At 45.3% G+C, this 17,087-nt stretch carries 12 protein-coding genes; 3 read left to right on the forward strand and 9 right to left on the reverse strand.

From position 1 onward, the window contains the following. Positions 1-4: 4 nt before the first annotated feature. Positions 5-850: an alpha/beta hydrolase gene (locus RE317_RS11245; protein ID WP_008667290.1), complete on the forward strand. Its 846-nt coding sequence runs from the start codon at positions 5-7 to the stop codon at positions 848-850. Between the two features lie 451 nt (positions 851-1,301). Here RE317_RS11245 and RE317_RS11250 read toward each other — a convergent pair whose 3' ends face one another. Next, positions 1,302-1,784, reverse strand: a complete 483-nt coding sequence (locus RE317_RS11250; RefSeq protein ID WP_005843294.1) for a ferritin — start codon at positions 1,782-1,784, stop codon at positions 1,302-1,304. Between the two features lie 206 nt (positions 1,785-1,990). Between RE317_RS11250 and RE317_RS11255 the strand changes: the two genes are divergently transcribed. After that, a complete protein-coding gene (locus RE317_RS11255) occupies positions 1,991-2,542 on the forward strand; it encodes a 30S ribosomal protein S16 (protein ID WP_005843292.1) in 552 nt (183 codons plus the stop codon). 74 nt (positions 2,543-2,616) lie between these two features. On the opposite strand, the gene RE317_RS11260 is transcribed toward RE317_RS11255, so the two are convergent. From RE317_RS11260 to RE317_RS11270, 3 genes are all read right to left on the reverse strand, one after another. Beyond that, on the reverse strand, positions 2,617-3,474 hold the full coding sequence (locus tag RE317_RS11260; protein WP_008667285.1) for an Rpn family recombination-promoting nuclease/putative transposase: 858 nt from the start codon (positions 3,472-3,474) through the stop codon (positions 2,617-2,619). Positions 3,475-3,872: 398 nt separating this feature from the next. Continuing rightward, complete coding sequence (locus RE317_RS11265; protein WP_008667284.1) at positions 3,873-5,768, reverse strand: choice-of-anchor J domain-containing protein; 1,896 nt, start codon at positions 5,766-5,768, stop codon at positions 3,873-3,875. 21 nt (positions 5,769-5,789) lie between these two features. Beyond that, entirely contained in the window at positions 5,790-8,387 is a 2,598-nt protein-coding gene (locus RE317_RS11270) for a TonB-dependent receptor domain-containing protein (RefSeq protein ID WP_008667283.1), read from the reverse strand. A 142-nt stretch (positions 8,388-8,529) separates the two neighbouring features. On the opposite strand from RE317_RS11270, the gene RE317_RS11275 reads away from it, so the two are divergent. Next, positions 8,530-8,847 (forward strand): hypothetical protein, encoded by a 318-nt coding sequence (locus tag RE317_RS11275; protein WP_032939346.1) that lies wholly within the window; start codon positions 8,530-8,532, stop codon positions 8,845-8,847. A gap of 15 nt (positions 8,848-8,862) precedes the next feature. Here RE317_RS11275 and RE317_RS11280 read toward each other — a convergent pair whose 3' ends face one another. The 5 genes from RE317_RS11280 to RE317_RS11300 all read right to left on the reverse strand — a co-directional run bounded on the left by RE317_RS11280 (position 8,863) and on the right by RE317_RS11300 (position 17,004). After that, positions 8,863-12,204 carry a carboxypeptidase regulatory-like domain-containing protein gene (locus RE317_RS11280; protein WP_005848017.1) on the reverse strand — a complete coding sequence of 1,114 codons (3,342 nt, stop codon included), beginning with the start codon at positions 12,202-12,204 and terminating at the stop codon, positions 8,863-8,865. Between the two features lie 368 nt (positions 12,205-12,572). After that, on the reverse strand, positions 12,573-14,261 hold the full coding sequence (gene ettA / locus RE317_RS11285; RefSeq protein ID WP_005843280.1) for an energy-dependent translational throttle protein EttA: 1,689 nt from the start codon (positions 14,259-14,261) through the stop codon (positions 12,573-12,575). A gap of 37 nt (positions 14,262-14,298) precedes the next feature. Further along, entirely contained in the window at positions 14,299-15,465 is a 1,167-nt protein-coding gene (locus RE317_RS11290; protein WP_005843278.1) for an MFS transporter, read from the reverse strand. A gap of 14 nt (positions 15,466-15,479) precedes the next feature. Continuing rightward, complete coding sequence (gene panB, locus RE317_RS11295) at positions 15,480-16,301, reverse strand: 3-methyl-2-oxobutanoate hydroxymethyltransferase (protein ID WP_005848022.1); 822 nt, start codon at positions 16,299-16,301, stop codon at positions 15,480-15,482. Between the two features lie 52 nt (positions 16,302-16,353). Further along, positions 16,354-17,004, reverse strand: coding sequence for an HAD family phosphatase (locus RE317_RS11300; protein WP_005848024.1), 651 nt, complete (start codon positions 17,002-17,004; stop codon positions 16,354-16,356). Positions 17,005-17,087 lie beyond the last annotated feature (83 nt).

A 17,087-nucleotide genomic window follows, 5' to 3' on the forward strand; every position in this document is an offset into this window, starting at 1 on the left:
CTATATGAAACGAATCTTACTAATGAGTTTACTTGCAATCTCTACCGCATTATCTGCCCAGAAACCTGTAGAGTTGGAATTATGGCCCGATGGCGCCCCCAACTCCAACGGCATCACCACCCCCGAGCAGAAATTAGAGAACAACCGGATTTCCAATGTCAGCGAGCCTACCCTTACCGTTTATCCGGCAGCCAAACCGAACGGACTGGCTGTCGTGGCTTGTCCCGGAGGGGGATACATACGCCTGGCTATGAATCACGAAGGGCACGATATGGCAGACTGGTTCAACGCACAAGGCATCACATACGCCGTATTGAAATACCGTATGCCAAACGGACACCATGATGTACCATTGAGCGACGCCCATCAGGCTATCCGGCTGATGAGAGAACACGCCAACGAATGGCATATTCAAAAAGTGGGTATCATGGGGGCCTCTGCGGGCGGACATCTGGCCAGTACGGCAGCCACCCACTATACAGCCGGAACGCGTCCGGATTTTCAGATCCTGTTTTATCCCGTCATAAGCATGGATCTGTCCAACTGCCATAAGGGCTCACGTGACAATCTTTTAGGGAAAAGCCCGTCAGAAGAGCTAGTGAGACTTTACTCCAATGAACTGCAAGTAACAGGCGACACTCCTCCCGCCTTCATCATGCATAGCAGCGATGACGGAACTGTACCCGTCAGCAACAGCGTGAGCTATTACCTGGCGCTGGTAAAGAATAAAGTCCCTGCTTCCCTCCACACCTATCCTATCGGCGGCCACGGCTGGGGCTTCCGCGACAGCTTTACCTATAAGCGCCAATGGACGGGAGAATTAGAAAAATGGCTGAGAGAAATACTGTAAAAAAGCAAGGAGATGAATGTGTCAAAACAAAAATGACTGCTCCGAAAAGTTACAGATAGTAATTATAACACTTATTCATTGGCCATTACCTGTCACAGGTGTGGTATAAACGTATTTGAATACCTATACGACATTATAGACCGTTGTGCCGCATGGCCTCCCAATACCTCTATAGAAAAATATCGTGATTTACTTCCGGGCAAATGGAAGCAGACACAAAAATAGCCGCCCCAAAATCTGGACGGCTATCTTTTTTATAGCTTATACGCTATCGCGGAAGGTTGTACCAATACAGAGTTTGATGCGACCCTTTCTTTAGCCTTTTAGGATGCTCAAATTATAAATTCATATTTCCAAAAACTGGATTTTGACACACCCACTTTCTATTTCCGATAAACACCTGCATCTTTATCTGCAGAAGACAAAAAACAGGCATTCGTTTCTCTTTCGCTTATTTTCTTGCGCCAAGTTGAATATCCAAATGATACAAAGCCACATCACCACCCAGCTTGATCTTGTCCAAAATACCCTGAACGGTAGCTTCCTCTTCTACCTGCTCGCGTACAAATCCCCACAAGAAATCCTGAGAAGCCTTGTCCTTTTCAGCAGAAGCAACATCTACCAGTTTGTCAATCAATTCGGAAACATGGCATTCATGCTTGTATACATGCTCGAACACATCCAGCGGAGAAGCCCATTCCTGAGGAACAGCATCCACAGCCCCCACCTTGGCTTGTCCGCCACGTTTCATCACATATTGCGCCAACACATCAGCATGATCACTCTCCTCATGAGCCTGCGCTTTCATCCATGAAGCAAAACCTTCATAGCCTTTCGCAGCGAAGAAATAAGACATGGAAAGATAAAGATTAGCCGACCACATTTCGGCTACAATCTGAGCATTAATTGCGTCTTGTAATTTTTGTGAAATCATAATTTTTATTTTTTAGTTAAATTGTAACTGTTGCAAATATATAATTTTTCTAGTGATTAACACTATGTCCGTTCACCTTTTTATAAAAATTATATTTTATCTCATCCAAGTCTTTGCGATTCAAAAGAAAAGTCTTACCTTTGCACCCGCTAATACGGGTTATTAGCATTAATTCAAATCATTAATTATAAAAACATTATTTAGAAATGGCAACTAAAATCAGATTGCAAAGAAACGGACGCAAAAGCTATGCGTTTTATTCAATCGTTATCGCAGACGTAAGAGCTCCACGTGATGGTAAATTTACTGAAAAAATTGGTACTTATAACCCTAATACCAATCCTGCCACAGTAGATTTGAATTTTGAACGCGCACTTCATTGGGTAATGTGCGGTGCACAGCCTACTGACACAGTACGTAACATCTTGTCAAAAGAAGGTGTTTACATGAAAAAGCACTTGCTGGGCGGTGTTGCCAAAGGCGCATTCACAGAAGCAGAAGCTGAAGCTAAATTCGAAGCTTGGAAGAACAACAAACAATCTGGTCTGGCTACTTTGAAGGCTAAACTGGATGAAGCAAAGAAAGCTGAAGCAAAAGCTCGTTTGGAAGCTGAAAAGAAAGTAAATGAAGAAATTGCCAAGAAAGTAGCTGAGAAGAAAGCTGCTGAAGCCGCTGCCAAAGCTGAAGCAGAAGCCGCTAACGCTCCTGCTGAAGAAGCACCTGCTGCTGAAGCTACTGAAGCTCCTGCTGAAGCATAATTCAATTTTACTTCAAAAAGAACAGCTCCTCTGATCTATATCGGAGGAGTTTTTTTATACTCTTATCCGAGGAATCAAAGGGAGTTTATCTCATCTTCCGAAAGTCCGGTAACTTTTGCGATTTCAGCTATGGAAAGCCCGGCATTCTTCAAATTTCCTGCAATAGCTTTGGCTTTCATCCATTCACCTTCTGCAATGCCTTTCTGAATAGCTGTATTAATCACATTGTTCCAATCTCTATATACTTTCAAACTCTCCTCATAGGCATAAAGGTTCTCTTTTGAGAACTGAGCAATTTCGGCAGCCTCAAACAGCCGGTTGAACACACGTTCTTGAAGGGAAGTAGGACGTTCCATCAAACGGGCCAGATTCTTGAGCACAAACATCCATTTATCAAACAACGTATCCAACTCCTGCTCGGTTTTATGGAATTTAGGCATTTCCAGATACACAAAAGTCAGTTTGTCAAAAAACACTTCATGAGTAGTTGTATCCATCAGCTTCACTTCATGGCGGAAGCCGGAAGACGAAACATCATCCAAGGCAAAATTCAAGATACCGATCACATACACTGCTTTCAGTTCATAGTTCCAGATTTCCCCTTTAATAGCCTGTTCCCTGATAGGATAGGTAGCATAATAAATACTCCGGTCCTTGAAAAACTGTTGCTCCCCTCTCTGCATTTCTATCAGAATCTTTTCTCCTTTTTCATTTTCACAATAGACATCAAAGACAGCCCGGCGGTCAATCTCTTTGCTGCCCAGATGCTCTGTATTCAAGTAGATGACATCCTCAATGACCTGCTTGCCATCGAACAAGGCATTCAAGAAGCCAATAAGAATCTCTTTGTTCAAGTCGGTTCCAAACAATAATTTGAATGCAAAGTCCGTATAGGGATTTACATATCTTTCACGCAATCCTTCACTACACATAAGCGTTTGATATTTAAAGTTATTTTAATTCTGTTGAAAGCAGTTCAATACAAAGGAACGAAAAAAAGCGGATTTCAAGAAAGTTATCTGCTAATAAATTGTTAATGTTCCAATATGTCACTCACCTCTATAGGGAGAAAGCATTTATACAAAGACGGGAATAACTGTATAAAGAGTTTCGTAATAAAAAAGAAAAAGGACTGTCCTGCCGGTTAACTCCTTATGTTTTTAACTTACAGCCTGCAAATATTCAAAGAAATATCATGCAACAGGCTTGAGGTCGCTACTTTTCTACCCTCTAACGATGAGTTCACATCCTTTACTTATAAACTGTAAGCAACAATAAAGGGGCTGTCATTCACGACCAGCCCCTTTATTTATCTTCAAAATTTAAAACCTTATTTTGTTACTTCAGGCTCACCTTGCAGTTCAAATTTAGCATTTCCTAAACCTTTAAAAGTATAAGTATAAGTAAATGTTTCAAGCCCATTATACACTTTTGCAGAAATGACATAGAAACAATCAACCCCACTTACTTGCGCGCCGGCTGTAGGATACTCTGTTGCCAAGATCAATTCAATACCCTCCTGAACCATAGACAACAAATAAGCCTCAGCCTCTTTATCATCTGCCGGCACCACCCCATCGGGGTCATTCGAACGGCGTTTAGCCAACTGGATATTGAAGTTTACATAATAAGAGCTGCCACCGAACCAGTATTCCGAGTTTCCATATTTGGCATCCATATACCCAGCATCCTTATTCGCTTTCACCCAATTTTCCAAAATCAAATAATCTTCGGAAGCCAATGATTTCGTTACCGTCGGATCAAACAACCACTCGGTTCCATTATGTACAAAATTCACTTTTTCTTTCAGTTCAATATTGTTATTCAGAACCCATGTACCCTCCTTGAACAGATACTCGTCCACCTCAATCGTCGTTACCTTATTATAATATTTGTACATGACGGCTTTTGAATCCCCTTCCTGGGCATATGGAAATTTCTGAGCCAGGAACTGGGGCAGATAATTCTCCGGAGCATCCGAAGTGCTGAAGTTATCATGACTGCCCGGGCTTCCCATAGCGTCATAATCGGCAGGAGCCACTACAACCAATCTGCTATCTTCTTTAACCTTCCAAGCCGTTCCGTCAAACTGATACAATGCATTATAAGGCTTTTCATTCGTCGGAGCCAATACAGCCGATGAAATACTTACATTATCGAGCTGAACAGTCGTGGTTTTCGCCTTGGGCCCCTCGCCTACATAGCGGAACGCAACATAAACGCTTTTGCCATTGTATGCCTCCAGACCGGCTTTCCCTACATTCACAAAATTATCGTTGTAGCCGTTGGCAGGCCCTTCAGGGAAAGTAAACTGGTCTTTCACGCTAGTCCACTGTGCCATATCAATCGAACCATTTCCCGCATATGTATCGGAAACCAATACATCCAGACAATCCGCATTATAGTATCCGAACTTTATGTCGAAAGACAGTCCGGCATCTTTGCTCGTCACTGCTACTGCCGGAGAAACAAGCCAAGTATCCACCTCACCCTCAAAGCCATTGGCCGAGAATTGTGCGTAACCATTCAAACTACTATAGTTTTTTCCCTGCCATTTTCTATCGCCTTTCAGAGTCACCTGCTCCCAGCCTTCCAACACGATATCCTCATTGGTCGTAACCGACTCAAAGTCCTGAGAGTACAAGTCCTCCCCTGTAAATTCAGGATCAACATCGTCATATTTGTAATCTACCAGCACAAGATCACCTTTTGCCGCATCCTTATACTGACCGGCCAGCCACTCGGGCAATACGGTAGCCGGAGCATGTGCCGGAGCCAGGAACTTCACGGGAGAGCCTTCGCCCCACAGGGCCTCATAATCCTTATCACCCAAAGAAGTATTAGTCACTGTCCTATACTCCAGTACGTAATCGGAAGGAGTATTCTGATAGTTATAGGTCACTCCTACCGAAGAACCTTTCCCCCATGAAGGCAGCATCTTCGCGATGATGGAAGGAACATACTTCTCAGCCGATGCAAACTCGTTCAGAGCCTTATCCGTCTTGACGGCATTCGCCAAGGCTTTTTCAGCATCCGAAGTGGCAGCCTTCGCCGCTGCAGAGCTGATCGTTTCGTAATCGGCATCAGTCAGTACATATTCCGCCATCGTCTGGGTGTTCGTTGTACCTTCCGCATCGATTTCATTATAAATATCGTCCATGGGATCACATGCCGCAGCAAAGAATCCCAACAAAGACCATGCAATTAAATTATATTTTAACTTCATATTTATTGACTATTTTAGAGATTAAAAGATTACTTTAAAACCGGCAGACCATGTAGTACCGAAGCCATAATATACCAATGCAGTTTTCCAGTCATGGTTCGTACCGTCCTTAGCATCGGCTATATATTCCGTATTAGTCAAATTATATACATTACTGTATACGATGGCACGGATATCTTTGGTAATATTGAAACGATAGTTCATGCCCAAATCAATCGTACCATAATCTGGCAACTTCCAGGAGTCAATACCGGCATCCGCTTCATTCACCCGGTTCTGAGGATCGAAGTCTGCATAGTTCTTGCCGAAGAAGTTGTAGTCGGCCGAGATTTTAAATCCTTTGAACGGTTCCCAAGAAGCGCTCAATGCGGAAGTGAGCTGTGCGGAGTTACCCACATGGACATCTTTCAGATAAGCGTCGTATGTTCCGATAGGATTATTCGCTTCATCATACATAGTGAAGTGAATATCATCTTTCCATTTCCAATCGCCTAAAGAGAACATACCTTTCAATTCAAAGGACTTGACAGGACGGTAAGTCGCTTCCAGCTCCACACCCATGTGAACAGCGTCCAAGCCTGTAAGGTTGGCATATTCCTGACCGATCTTACGGCGCAAGGACTTATCCATCCATTGAGTGTAATAACCATTCAATGCAATATTGACCTGTTCCGTGCTAAATCCATAACCCAATTCAAACGTAGTAATTTTTTCGTAGGGTACATCCTTTTCGGGAGCTGCCGTATTGCTTGCAAAGACAGAGTTGAAGAAAGGCGCGCGGGTAAAATATCCTGCATTGACAAATACATTGTGGTTGTCATTGAACTTATAGTTAAAACCACCCTTCACGCTCCAAGGCAGGAAATTCTGAAGGCTGGACACTCTGTCCAGTTTATCCGCACCCGTGGCAGAGTATCTTGAATCCGTACCACCACGGTCATCATATCTATAAGCCTCTTCAGTCAATGATGCCGACAGGAATCCCGACCATTTGTCGGTATTATATTCAGCCTGTGCAAAAACACCACCCCAGAATATCTCTCCAATGCTATAGTAATTGAACTTGTCACCCACTTTCAGCAACTGGTTCTTGGTTTGGAATGCCAGCGGCGAGGTCTGCAGATAGAACTCACCACCCAGCAAATCATCAATTTCCTCTGTATGATACCCTTTATAGTAACGTAAGTCAACACCTCCCGTAAGAGTCAGGTTCTCAGTCAGATGATTCTTATAGGAACTCAGCATGCCATACCAGTCATGGTCATTGACAGCATTGGTAAAAATCACCTGCGACCCGTTTTGAGAAGCCGCATTGGCAGCCATAGCACGTTCGTAGTCGAACAAACCGTCCGGAGTCATCATGGCACCATCCTTGGGACGGCCGGTATTGTTATCAATAGTCAGCCAATTACTCATCGCGCCACGTGCACGGCGTCCGCCGCCTGTAGCCATTGAGCCGTATAGAGAAGTGGTCAGTGTCGATTTATCGTCGATAGTCCAGTAATGATTCAAAGAAACCTGAGGCTTATGATAATAATTATAGCCATAACCGCTACCTACCGCTTCACCGTTGATATAACCATATCCGTTATTGAAACGTCCGCCATCGGGACTATTCTTGTAATCCTCGATATAGTGCATGGTAGAGCGCTGGTTGTGCCACTGAGGAGCTCCAAAAGCTGTCAATGACAATTTATGATGATCGTTGATTACCTTCGAGATATTTCCAAAGTAAGTCCATCCTTCATAATTGGTACCTTTCACGTAACCATCTCCCGTATTCAGCGCCCCCATGAATGTAATAGCCCATCCGTTGTCCATCAGTCCGGTAGAGAAAGAAACCGAATACTTGCGGAAACCATCGTTACCAATACCGAAATAAGCTGATCCACCTTTTTGGGCTTCGGTACTTTTAGTAACCATATTCATGGTTCCTCCCACAGAAGAAATACCTAATGCTGACGCACCCAAACCACGCTGTACCTGAATAAACTGGCTCACATCAGACAAACCGGACCAGTTAGACCAATAAACCTTACCGTTTTCCATGCCGTTGATGGGCACACCATTGATCAGCACGCCTAGGTTGGACGAATCAAAACCACGCATATTGATACGGGAATCACCATAGCCACCACTTTCACGGGTTACATACACCGAAGGAACTGATTTCAGCAATTCGGGGAATTCCAAATTACCTATTTTCTCCTCTATCTTGGCCAGTTTCACGTTAGAAATAGGAATAGGAGTCTGACGGTCGCTCTTTATAATAGAGGCAATAACACTGACCTCACCCAAACCAATAGCATCTGGAGACATCTTGACCTCACCCAAGTCTATCGTATTGCTTCCTTTTACTTGATGCGTAATTTCGTTGTATCCCAAGTACTTGAATACAAGAGTAGCCTTAGAAGAGGTAAGTTTCAACACAAAGTTACCGTCAATATCCGTTACAGTACCCAGTGTCGTACCGCTAACCGATACAGTGGCCCCAATCAATGGCTCATTGTTCTCGGCATCTACTACTTTACCTTTTACTGTTCCTTGCGCAACAGCCGTAGCAGTGAAACAGATTGTCAGAACTGCCAACAGGAGGAAATGCTTTAGATGATTTCTCATAATTTTGTCTTTGATTTAAATTAATTAGTTAGTATTTCATTCCCAATAGGAAAGACAAAGATAAAAATTTAATTCATATAAATTGAATTTATATTAGATTATTTAAACGAAAAGGATACTTTTTAGGCGAAATATGACAATTATGTTAAGAAAAGAACAAAAAGCCGCCTCAAAAGAGGGGAAAACTGTCCGGAAATTCCAGAGCAACTGCCACATGATTACTGTAGAGAGAAGAGCAAATGGAAACCACCGGAATTATTTTCAGCATACCTTATTCCCAAAGCCGTATCCACTGATCCGGACAAATCCGGCCCGTCCCTACGACAAAACGACAGGTCATTTTCATTCAGACTCTCTCACTTTCAAAATGACAGAGCAAAAAGAAAACGAAAGAATGTGCATACAAAAAGAGGCGCACCTTCATGGGTACGCCTCTCTATCCTGTTCCTGTATTGTCTGATACAGGCTATTTCATTTAGTTAAAGATATAACGGACACTGAACTGTATGGAATACGTAGAATTGAAACTGTTCAGATTGGAATACGTATCAGTCAGTTTCTTTCCTCCGTTCTTCTGGAACTGGTAAGCGCCGCCCTTATAGCTCAACAAGGAAGTATTGTTCACCGTCTTATAAATTCCCCAGTCGCTATTCAGCAAGTTCAGGAAGTTCTTGATATCCACTCCGAACTGCAAGGTATTGCGCTTGCCCCCTACATTGAGGAAGAAATCCTGATTGAACTTCAAATCCAGCTGATGATGCCAAGGCATGATGGCTCCTCCGCGTTCGGCATACTTGCCTTTACGGCCTTTCAGATAACTGTCCTCATTAATGTAAGCCCAGAAATCATCGCGCTGCTCCTTGGCGGAATAAGTCACCTCACCCGTCTTGCTGTCAGTATAATCGGCAAAGTTCCACTTATCCAGCGCCTCACGGGATGCCGGAATGTACAGCAAGTTGTTTGAGCCGTAATCGCCTACAATATTTCCGGTGAATGTATAGGAATAACGGGCGGCGGAATATCCTCCGGCATAGCCCATGTTCATACCCTCATAAATCAAAGACAAGGAGGAAGCGAAATTCTTGGCGTATTTAATACGGTAAGCAGCGGAAGCCAGCACACGGTTGGGCGATACATACGTACCATAGCCGGTCTCCGTGTCATTATTTCCGTTGACAGAGTAACGGTTGTTGTAATAAGCCGAGTTCACCTGGTCGCCGATGCCGTCGCCATACGACTTGGCATAAGAACGGGTGTAGGAAGCGGAAAGATGCAGGCCGAAATCAAATGTCTTGGCCAGTGAGGCGGTGAGTGAGTAATAATAAGCGCTGTTTCCCGCATTGGTGATATAATAAGCATCCGTCTTGTTCGCATTGGAGTACTCAAACATTCTGCGGACATCACCCGGAGCTATCTCCTGCTCTCCTTTAAACTTACGTCCCAAATTAGTCACTGTAGCCGGATTGAACTCTTTGCTGAAAATACCTTCCAACGTAAAGTCAATGTCTCCGGGAAGTTTTGCATCAAAAGCCAATGATGACTTCCAGGTGGCATTCATCTTCAAGTCGCGGTCAATGATGGTGGCTCCGGAAGGTGCGGCAGGATCGGTAGCCGCCGGAAGGTTCAAGTTAGGATCTTTCAACATATCAGCCACGCTGGTGTGGAAACTCGGTTGTCCGTACTTAGCGTCCTTCTGCTCGTTATAATAATAGGTACTTTGTCCGCAATTGGCATTACCTACTGCCGAAACCAGCCATACGAACGGCAGACGGCCGATGAAGTAACCGCTACCGCCACGCAATACATACTTACGCTCGCCTGTAAGGTCCCAGTTGAAGCCGATACGGGGGGAGGCGGTCAGCTGGTAGGATGAAGGCAACTGGTCTGTGGCGTAATGATATCCGTCAAAGTCAATCTGTGCGAAATTCTTGTTATAGTTGTTCTTCAGCTCCGGATAAATGGGCAGTTCGAAACGCACCCCGGCAGTCAGTCTGAAGTTGTCTGTGATATTCATCTGGTCCTGCAGATAGAAAGAAAGCTGCTGGTACTTCATGTTCGCCAGGAACTGGGAACCGTCCCCGGTGTTGGAATAAGTGACACCGAAAGCAGCCGGAGCTCTGTTGTTCACAAAATCATCCCAAGAGGAATAGACATAATAACCGCTACCCGCCTGCATGAATCCGTTCACTGCCTTATTGGACTCAAACTGGATACCGCCCATAAAGTTATGGATACCGCTGGAGAAATTGAATTCATCGGTAATGACAAAGGTCTTCACCTGGCGCAAGTTCCCTTCTGTAAAGGGGTCCGGGCCGAATGAGGCATACAGGGAGCCTTGGTCAAGAATATCCACCGTAGGGAATGTTCCACCTTCGTAAGTACGAGGTTCGTTCTGATAAGAATAAGTAAAACGCAAGGCGTTATTGATTGCGCCCCACTTTGAATTCCATTCGGAAGCTATGGAAGTGAAGTTCTGCTCTTGCATGTAGCGTGAGCTTTCAAAATACATACCGGCATTCGCTGTACGTCCCGAACTGCTCTTGCCCGCACTGCCGTCTACTCCGCCCGGATAAATGATTGAATCCTTAAACGGAGTGGTGGAAGAGGAAGGGTTGGAGGAATACTTGGAATGGGTATGGGTGAAACGGAAATTAATCTTGTTGTTGTTGTTGATGTTCCAGTCCAGACGCCCCATGATCTTATAAGAAGGAGTTTCCAAAGAGTATCCTTGATAACGTCCCGGATTATAGTTGTATTTTTCCGACAGGTATTGGCTGATGTTGTTCATCCCCACAAAGGTACGGCCGCCTACCGTTGTGGTGTTCTCGAACGGACGGTGCACGATGCCGTTGGTGCTCCATTCGTCATTGGCGCCGCTACGCGCTATGCCCGACGGACCTGCCTGCACATTATCCTGATATTCGCCGTTCACGAAGAAGAATAACTTGTTTTTAATGATCGCACCTCCCAAAGAAGCTCCGTAGGTGGTACTGTGGTCACGGTTGCGGGTCAGCTCATAGTCCTCTACCTTATTACCGGTAAGGTGGGTATTGGAAGTATACATATAGGCTGTACCTTTGAACTCATTCGTACCACTCTTTGTCACGGCGTTGATGGCACCTCCTGTAAACCCGCTCTGACGGACATCAAAGGGAGTGGTGGAAACGGAAATCTGTTCCAACGCATCCAAAGAGATAGGCGAACCGCCTGCCGGCAAGTTCGAGCCGATACCGAAGGCATTATTGAAAGCGGCTCCGTCCACAGTGACATAAGACTGGCGGTAGTTACCTCCACCCACTGAGAAACCGCTACCGATATTGGCTCCCTGAGGGGTCAGACGCATGATATCATTCATGCTGCGGCTCACCGTAGGTACTTCCGACATTCTGGCCGCATCGACATTAGTCACCGCTCCGGCGCGGTCAGACTTCATATTACTGCTCTTGGAAGCGGTTATCACTACTTCATCCAGCAGTTCGGTAGACTCCTTCAAGTTCGCATCCAATACGTAATTCTCTCCCAACTGGAGATTGATGCTCTTGTAAACCACTGATTGATAACCTACATAAGAAACTTCTACTTTGTAAGGACCGCCGGCACGCATGCCCTGGATGGAATAACGGCCGTCCACATTGGTAATGGCCCCATAATGGGTGCCGGACGGCTCATGAATAGCCTGAATCGTCGCGCCGATAATGGCTTCATTGCTTTGATCGACCACCTTTCCACTCATTGACGAGGTAGTGACCTGAGCGTTAACAGTAGCAGCGATTACCAACATAACCACCGCAAAAAAAGATCGCATTCTTTTTACCATAAACTTTTTATTAATTAATATTATAATTAATGTCTTAAAAGACGTTGCAAAGATAGCTAATAGAAACGATATACAAACTACAAATCGGTTACAATTTACAGTGGCAGGTCTATAGAAAGAGAATTTATATTTATAGTGAACCACATTCATCCTGCCGGATGACCCCGGGACACGGGCCCGACGGGAATTCCATGCGGTGCGCGCATAATAAGATAGGTGTATAATAAAAAGGCTCTTAACCTCAAAAACGTCTTTATACTGAGGAAGTTGCCATACATTTCTGACGAGCCGTTGTGTGTATATGCAAACTTACCCAAGAATACGTTACTGTTCGTACACTTGGGTAAGATTTTATAGACAGGGCGTCATCAGTCTTCCATCAGCTTGCGGTAGCGCACCCGTTTCGGCTCCTCATTACCCAAACGCTTCATCTTGTTCTCTTCGTATTCCGAATAGGATCCTTCAAAGAAAAAGACCTCACTGTTTCCTTCGAAAGCCAAGATATGGGTACAGATACGGTCCAAGAACCAACGGTCGTGGCTGATCACCACCGCACAGCCCGCAAAATCGTCCAGACCTTCTTCCAATGCGCGCAGCGTGTTCACGTCAATATCATTGGTAGGCTCGTCCAGCAGCAGCACGTTGCCTTCTTCCTTCAGTGCCATAGCCAGATGCAGGCGGTTGCGCTCACCACCCGAAAGCATTCCACAAAGTTTCTCCTGATCGGCTCCCGAAAAATTGAAACGGCTGAGGTAGGCACGCGCGTTGATATCCCTGTTTCCCAGACGGATCAGTTCGTTTCCACCGCTGATCACCTGATAAACGGACTTGGCAGGGTCGATATCTTTATGTTGCTGGTCCACGTATGCCAGTTTCACGGTCTCTCCTACCTCGAAAGTACCTTTGTCTACGGTTTCCAGTCCCATAATCAAGCGGAACAAGGTAGTCTTGCCGGCACCGTTAGGACCGATTACACCGACAATGCCGTTAGGGGGCAGCATGAAATTCAGGTTATCGAACAACAGCTTGTCACCATAAGCTTTCGCCACTCCTTTGGCCTCAATCACCTTGTTTCCCAAACGGGGACCGTTCGGGATGAAGATTTCCAGTTTCTCTTCCTTTTCTTTCACATCCTCATTCAGCAGCTTGTCGTAAGAGTTCAGACGGGCCTTTCCTTTTGCCTGACGGGCTTTGGGAGCCATGCGCACCCAATCCAACTCGCGTTCCAAGGTCTTGCGGCGTTTGCTTGCCACCTTCTCTTCCATCTCCATGCGTTTGGTCTTCTGTTCCAGCCAGCTGGAGTAATTTCCTTTCCAGGGAATTCCTTCGCCACGGTCCAGTTCCAGAATCCATCCGGCTACATGGTCCAGGAAGTAACGGTCGTGGGTTACGGCAATCACCGTACCTTCATATTGCTGCAAATGCTGTTCCAGCCAGTCGATACTTTCCGCATCCAAATGGTTGGTAGGCTCGTCCAGTAACAGAATATCCGGCTTCTGCAACAGCAGACGGCACAATGCCACACGGCGACGCTCGCCTCCCGAGAGGTTCTTCACCGGCTGGTCTTCGGGCGGACAGCGCAACGCATCCATGGCGCGTTCCAGCTTGCTGTCCAGATTCCATGCGTCCGTAGCGTCAATGATGTCCTGCAACTCTGCCTGACGGGCAAAGAGCGCATCCATCTTTTCAGAATCCTCATAGTATTCGGGAAGCCCGAACTTATTGTTTATTTCTTCGTATTCCGCCAGTGTGTCCACGATGCTCTGCACTCCTTCCATCACCACCTCTTTCACTGTCTTTTCATCATCCAGATGCGGTTCCTGTGCCAGATAGCCTACAGAGTAGCCCGGCGAGAACACCACTTCTCCCTGATAACTTTTCTCCAGTCCGGCAATGATTTTCATCAGTGTTGATTTACCCGAACCGTTCAGACCGATGATACCGATCTTAGCACCGTAAAAAAAGGATAGGTAGATGTCCTTCAATACCTGTTTGTTCGCTTGGAAGGCTTTGCTTACGCCCACCATCGAAAAGATAATCTTTTTGTCGTCTGCCATATTCTTTATATTATTAATTTATGTAAGTTGCCATATTTCACTGTTTTTCCTCCATCTTTCTGTAATACCACGGATGTGTGAAGAACTCATACATCAGCAGCAGAACGACACAGATACCGATACATATCCAATAAATGGTATCGGGATGACCCTCAGTCCACATATTCTCAAACAGGAAACCAATCAGTACTCCTGCCTCCCACATCAGCTGATAGGTATTGTTTCCCGTTCCCCGCTCGCAATGCCTCGGCAGGCTGATCATTTTTATAAAGAAACGTGACACAGTGGTTCCGGTTCCCATCCCCAACAAAATGCCAGCTATATAACTGTTCATCAAGCTATTGGAAAAAGCGAGCAATAACAACCCTCCTATCATTGCCGCCTGCCCCAGCTCTACTTCCGAACGACCGGAAGCATGAGAAAGCACGTAACGCAAAAGCAGCAAAGACAGGACAAAGCCTATCAGGATACAAACAAAAAACAATTCATTGTAAATATGTGCCACCAATATCCCAAAGATAATGGCCACCATCATCATATTCATCCCCGGCCACAAAGTGCGCGGCAGCAAAAAACGGTCCAGCGAGAACCATGAAGTGCTGAGCGGAGCACGGAAAGGAACTTTCACCGCCGGAATCAGCACCAGCGCCAACGCTCCCAGAGCCATACTGGTATAAATGATATGGTGAAAATTCCAATAAGGATAAATATAGATCCCCAAGGCAAGACCCACCACCATTCCAAAACGACCCGCCCAGGCAAAAGCGATATTGGCGTCCGTGCGGCGGCGGGAAGCAGTGACATCAATCACCAATGTACTGCCCGTAGTCATGGTAATGACGCTGAACAGCCCTCCCTGGACAGCCCTGACCAAAGCTACGAACCCTACGGTCGCAACGTACGGATATAGCAGACTGGATGCCACAAACAGGAATATCGCTATAAAGCACACACTTTTACGTTTGAACGTATCAATAAGGTAGCTGTTGAATGTTCCCGGAAGGAACATGGCCAGCCCGAAAACAGCAATGGCTGCTCCTGCTTCCGCATAACTGCAATACCAGTGCCGCACCATCCATAAAGGCAGCACAGGAAGCATCATGTATAGTGATGCATAAAGCAAAAAATTGGAAAGGGATAACAAAAACATATTCCCAGTCCACAGTTTTGCCTTTTCATACGGAAAGAAGAAGTCATCATACATATCAGCAAAAACTTTTAATATTGTTCGTCTTCGTTAGGGAAATCCCCTTTTTTCACATCATCCACATACTGCTGTATGGCTCCCGTCATAACTGTATGCAGATCGGCATAACGACGGAGGAAACGAGGACTGAAACCGTTGGTCATCCCCAGCATATCCGATACGACCAGCACCTGCCCGTCTACCGCGCCACCGGCTCCGATACCGATAACGGGAATGGTCAGTTCCCTGGCCACACGCTCTGCCAGTGACGCAGGGATTTTCTCAAGTACCAGCGCAAAACACCCTGCCTCTTCCAGCAAATGTGCATCGCTCAACAACTTCTCGGCCTCTTCCTCGTCCTTGGCGCGTACAGTATAGGTTCCATATTTATTGATAGATTGCGGCATTAACCCCAAATGTCCCATGATGGGAATGCCGGCAGCAATGATTTTCTTTACCGCATCAATGATCTCCACACCCCCTTCCAGTTTCAAAGCATCAGCGTGCGTAATCTTCATTACTTTGATCGCATTGGTCACCGCTTCGTATTCGGAAGTCTGGTAAGTGCCAAAAGGCAGATCCACCACAACAAGCGCGCGTTTCACCCCACGGACCACAGACTTTCCATGATAAATCATCTGATCAAGGGTGATAGGAAGTGTGGTCACATTTCCTGCCATGACATTCGAAGCGGAGTCACCTACCAATATAACATCGATGCCTGCGCCATCTACAATCTGCGCTGTCGTGTAATCATAGGAGGTAAGCATAGAAATTTTCTCGCCTCTCTGCTTCATTTCCACCAAACGGTGGGTAGTTACTTTGCGTGTATCGCCCGAAATATATCCTGCCATATTTACTTTAATTTATAAAAAACGGCTGCAAAGGTAGATGTTTTAGTTGACATTACCTCATCATATTCTTCATTTTTTCGAAACTGAATCCATTAAAGTCCTGAATAACAGCATTTGCCTTGTCGCGTATTTGCTCTTCAGGATTGGTGGTAGCCAGTCCTATCACAGTCATTCCGGCACGGTTCCCCGCCTCAAGCCCATGAAACGAGTCCTCGAAAACCACACAGTTCTCCGGCACGGTGTCAAAAACTGTCGCACCTAACAGAAAGCATTCGGGGTCAGGCTTGGAATGAGTAAACATTTCAGCAGTGAGGATACGGTCCACACTTTGCTTCAATTCCGGGTGTGCTTTATATACGTTGCTCATCTTCATCTCATTTGAACTTGTGACTATAGCTATCTTTACCCCGTTTTCCCTCAATTCTTTCAGGAAAGCCTCTACGCCCGGGATATAATTATATAACATATTTTTTTCAAATTTGTTCAAATCTTCTGTAATTTCATGCTGTACCTCTTCCATTCCGGCAAAATAGTTGGCATAAATCTGTGTCAAGGTCTGTCCTTTTATCAACCGGCCGAATTCGGGAAGCTCCGGATGGTATTTCCGTCCTTGTTCATTCCAGAATATACTATACTGAGTCTCAGTGTCCATTACCACTCCGTCAAAATCGAATAAAGCTGCTATGCTTTTTGTTGAATTCATATTACTTTTAGTTTGATTTAACGCCACAAAGGTCCGAATAATCCTCCATATTCCTAACTTTGCAAAGCTTAAAAATAACAAAA

Source organism: Phocaeicola sp. GP0067, from assembly GCF_031119655.1.
Taxonomy (GTDB): domain Bacteria; phylum Bacteroidota; class Bacteroidia; order Bacteroidales; family Bacteroidaceae; genus Phocaeicola; species Phocaeicola vulgatus.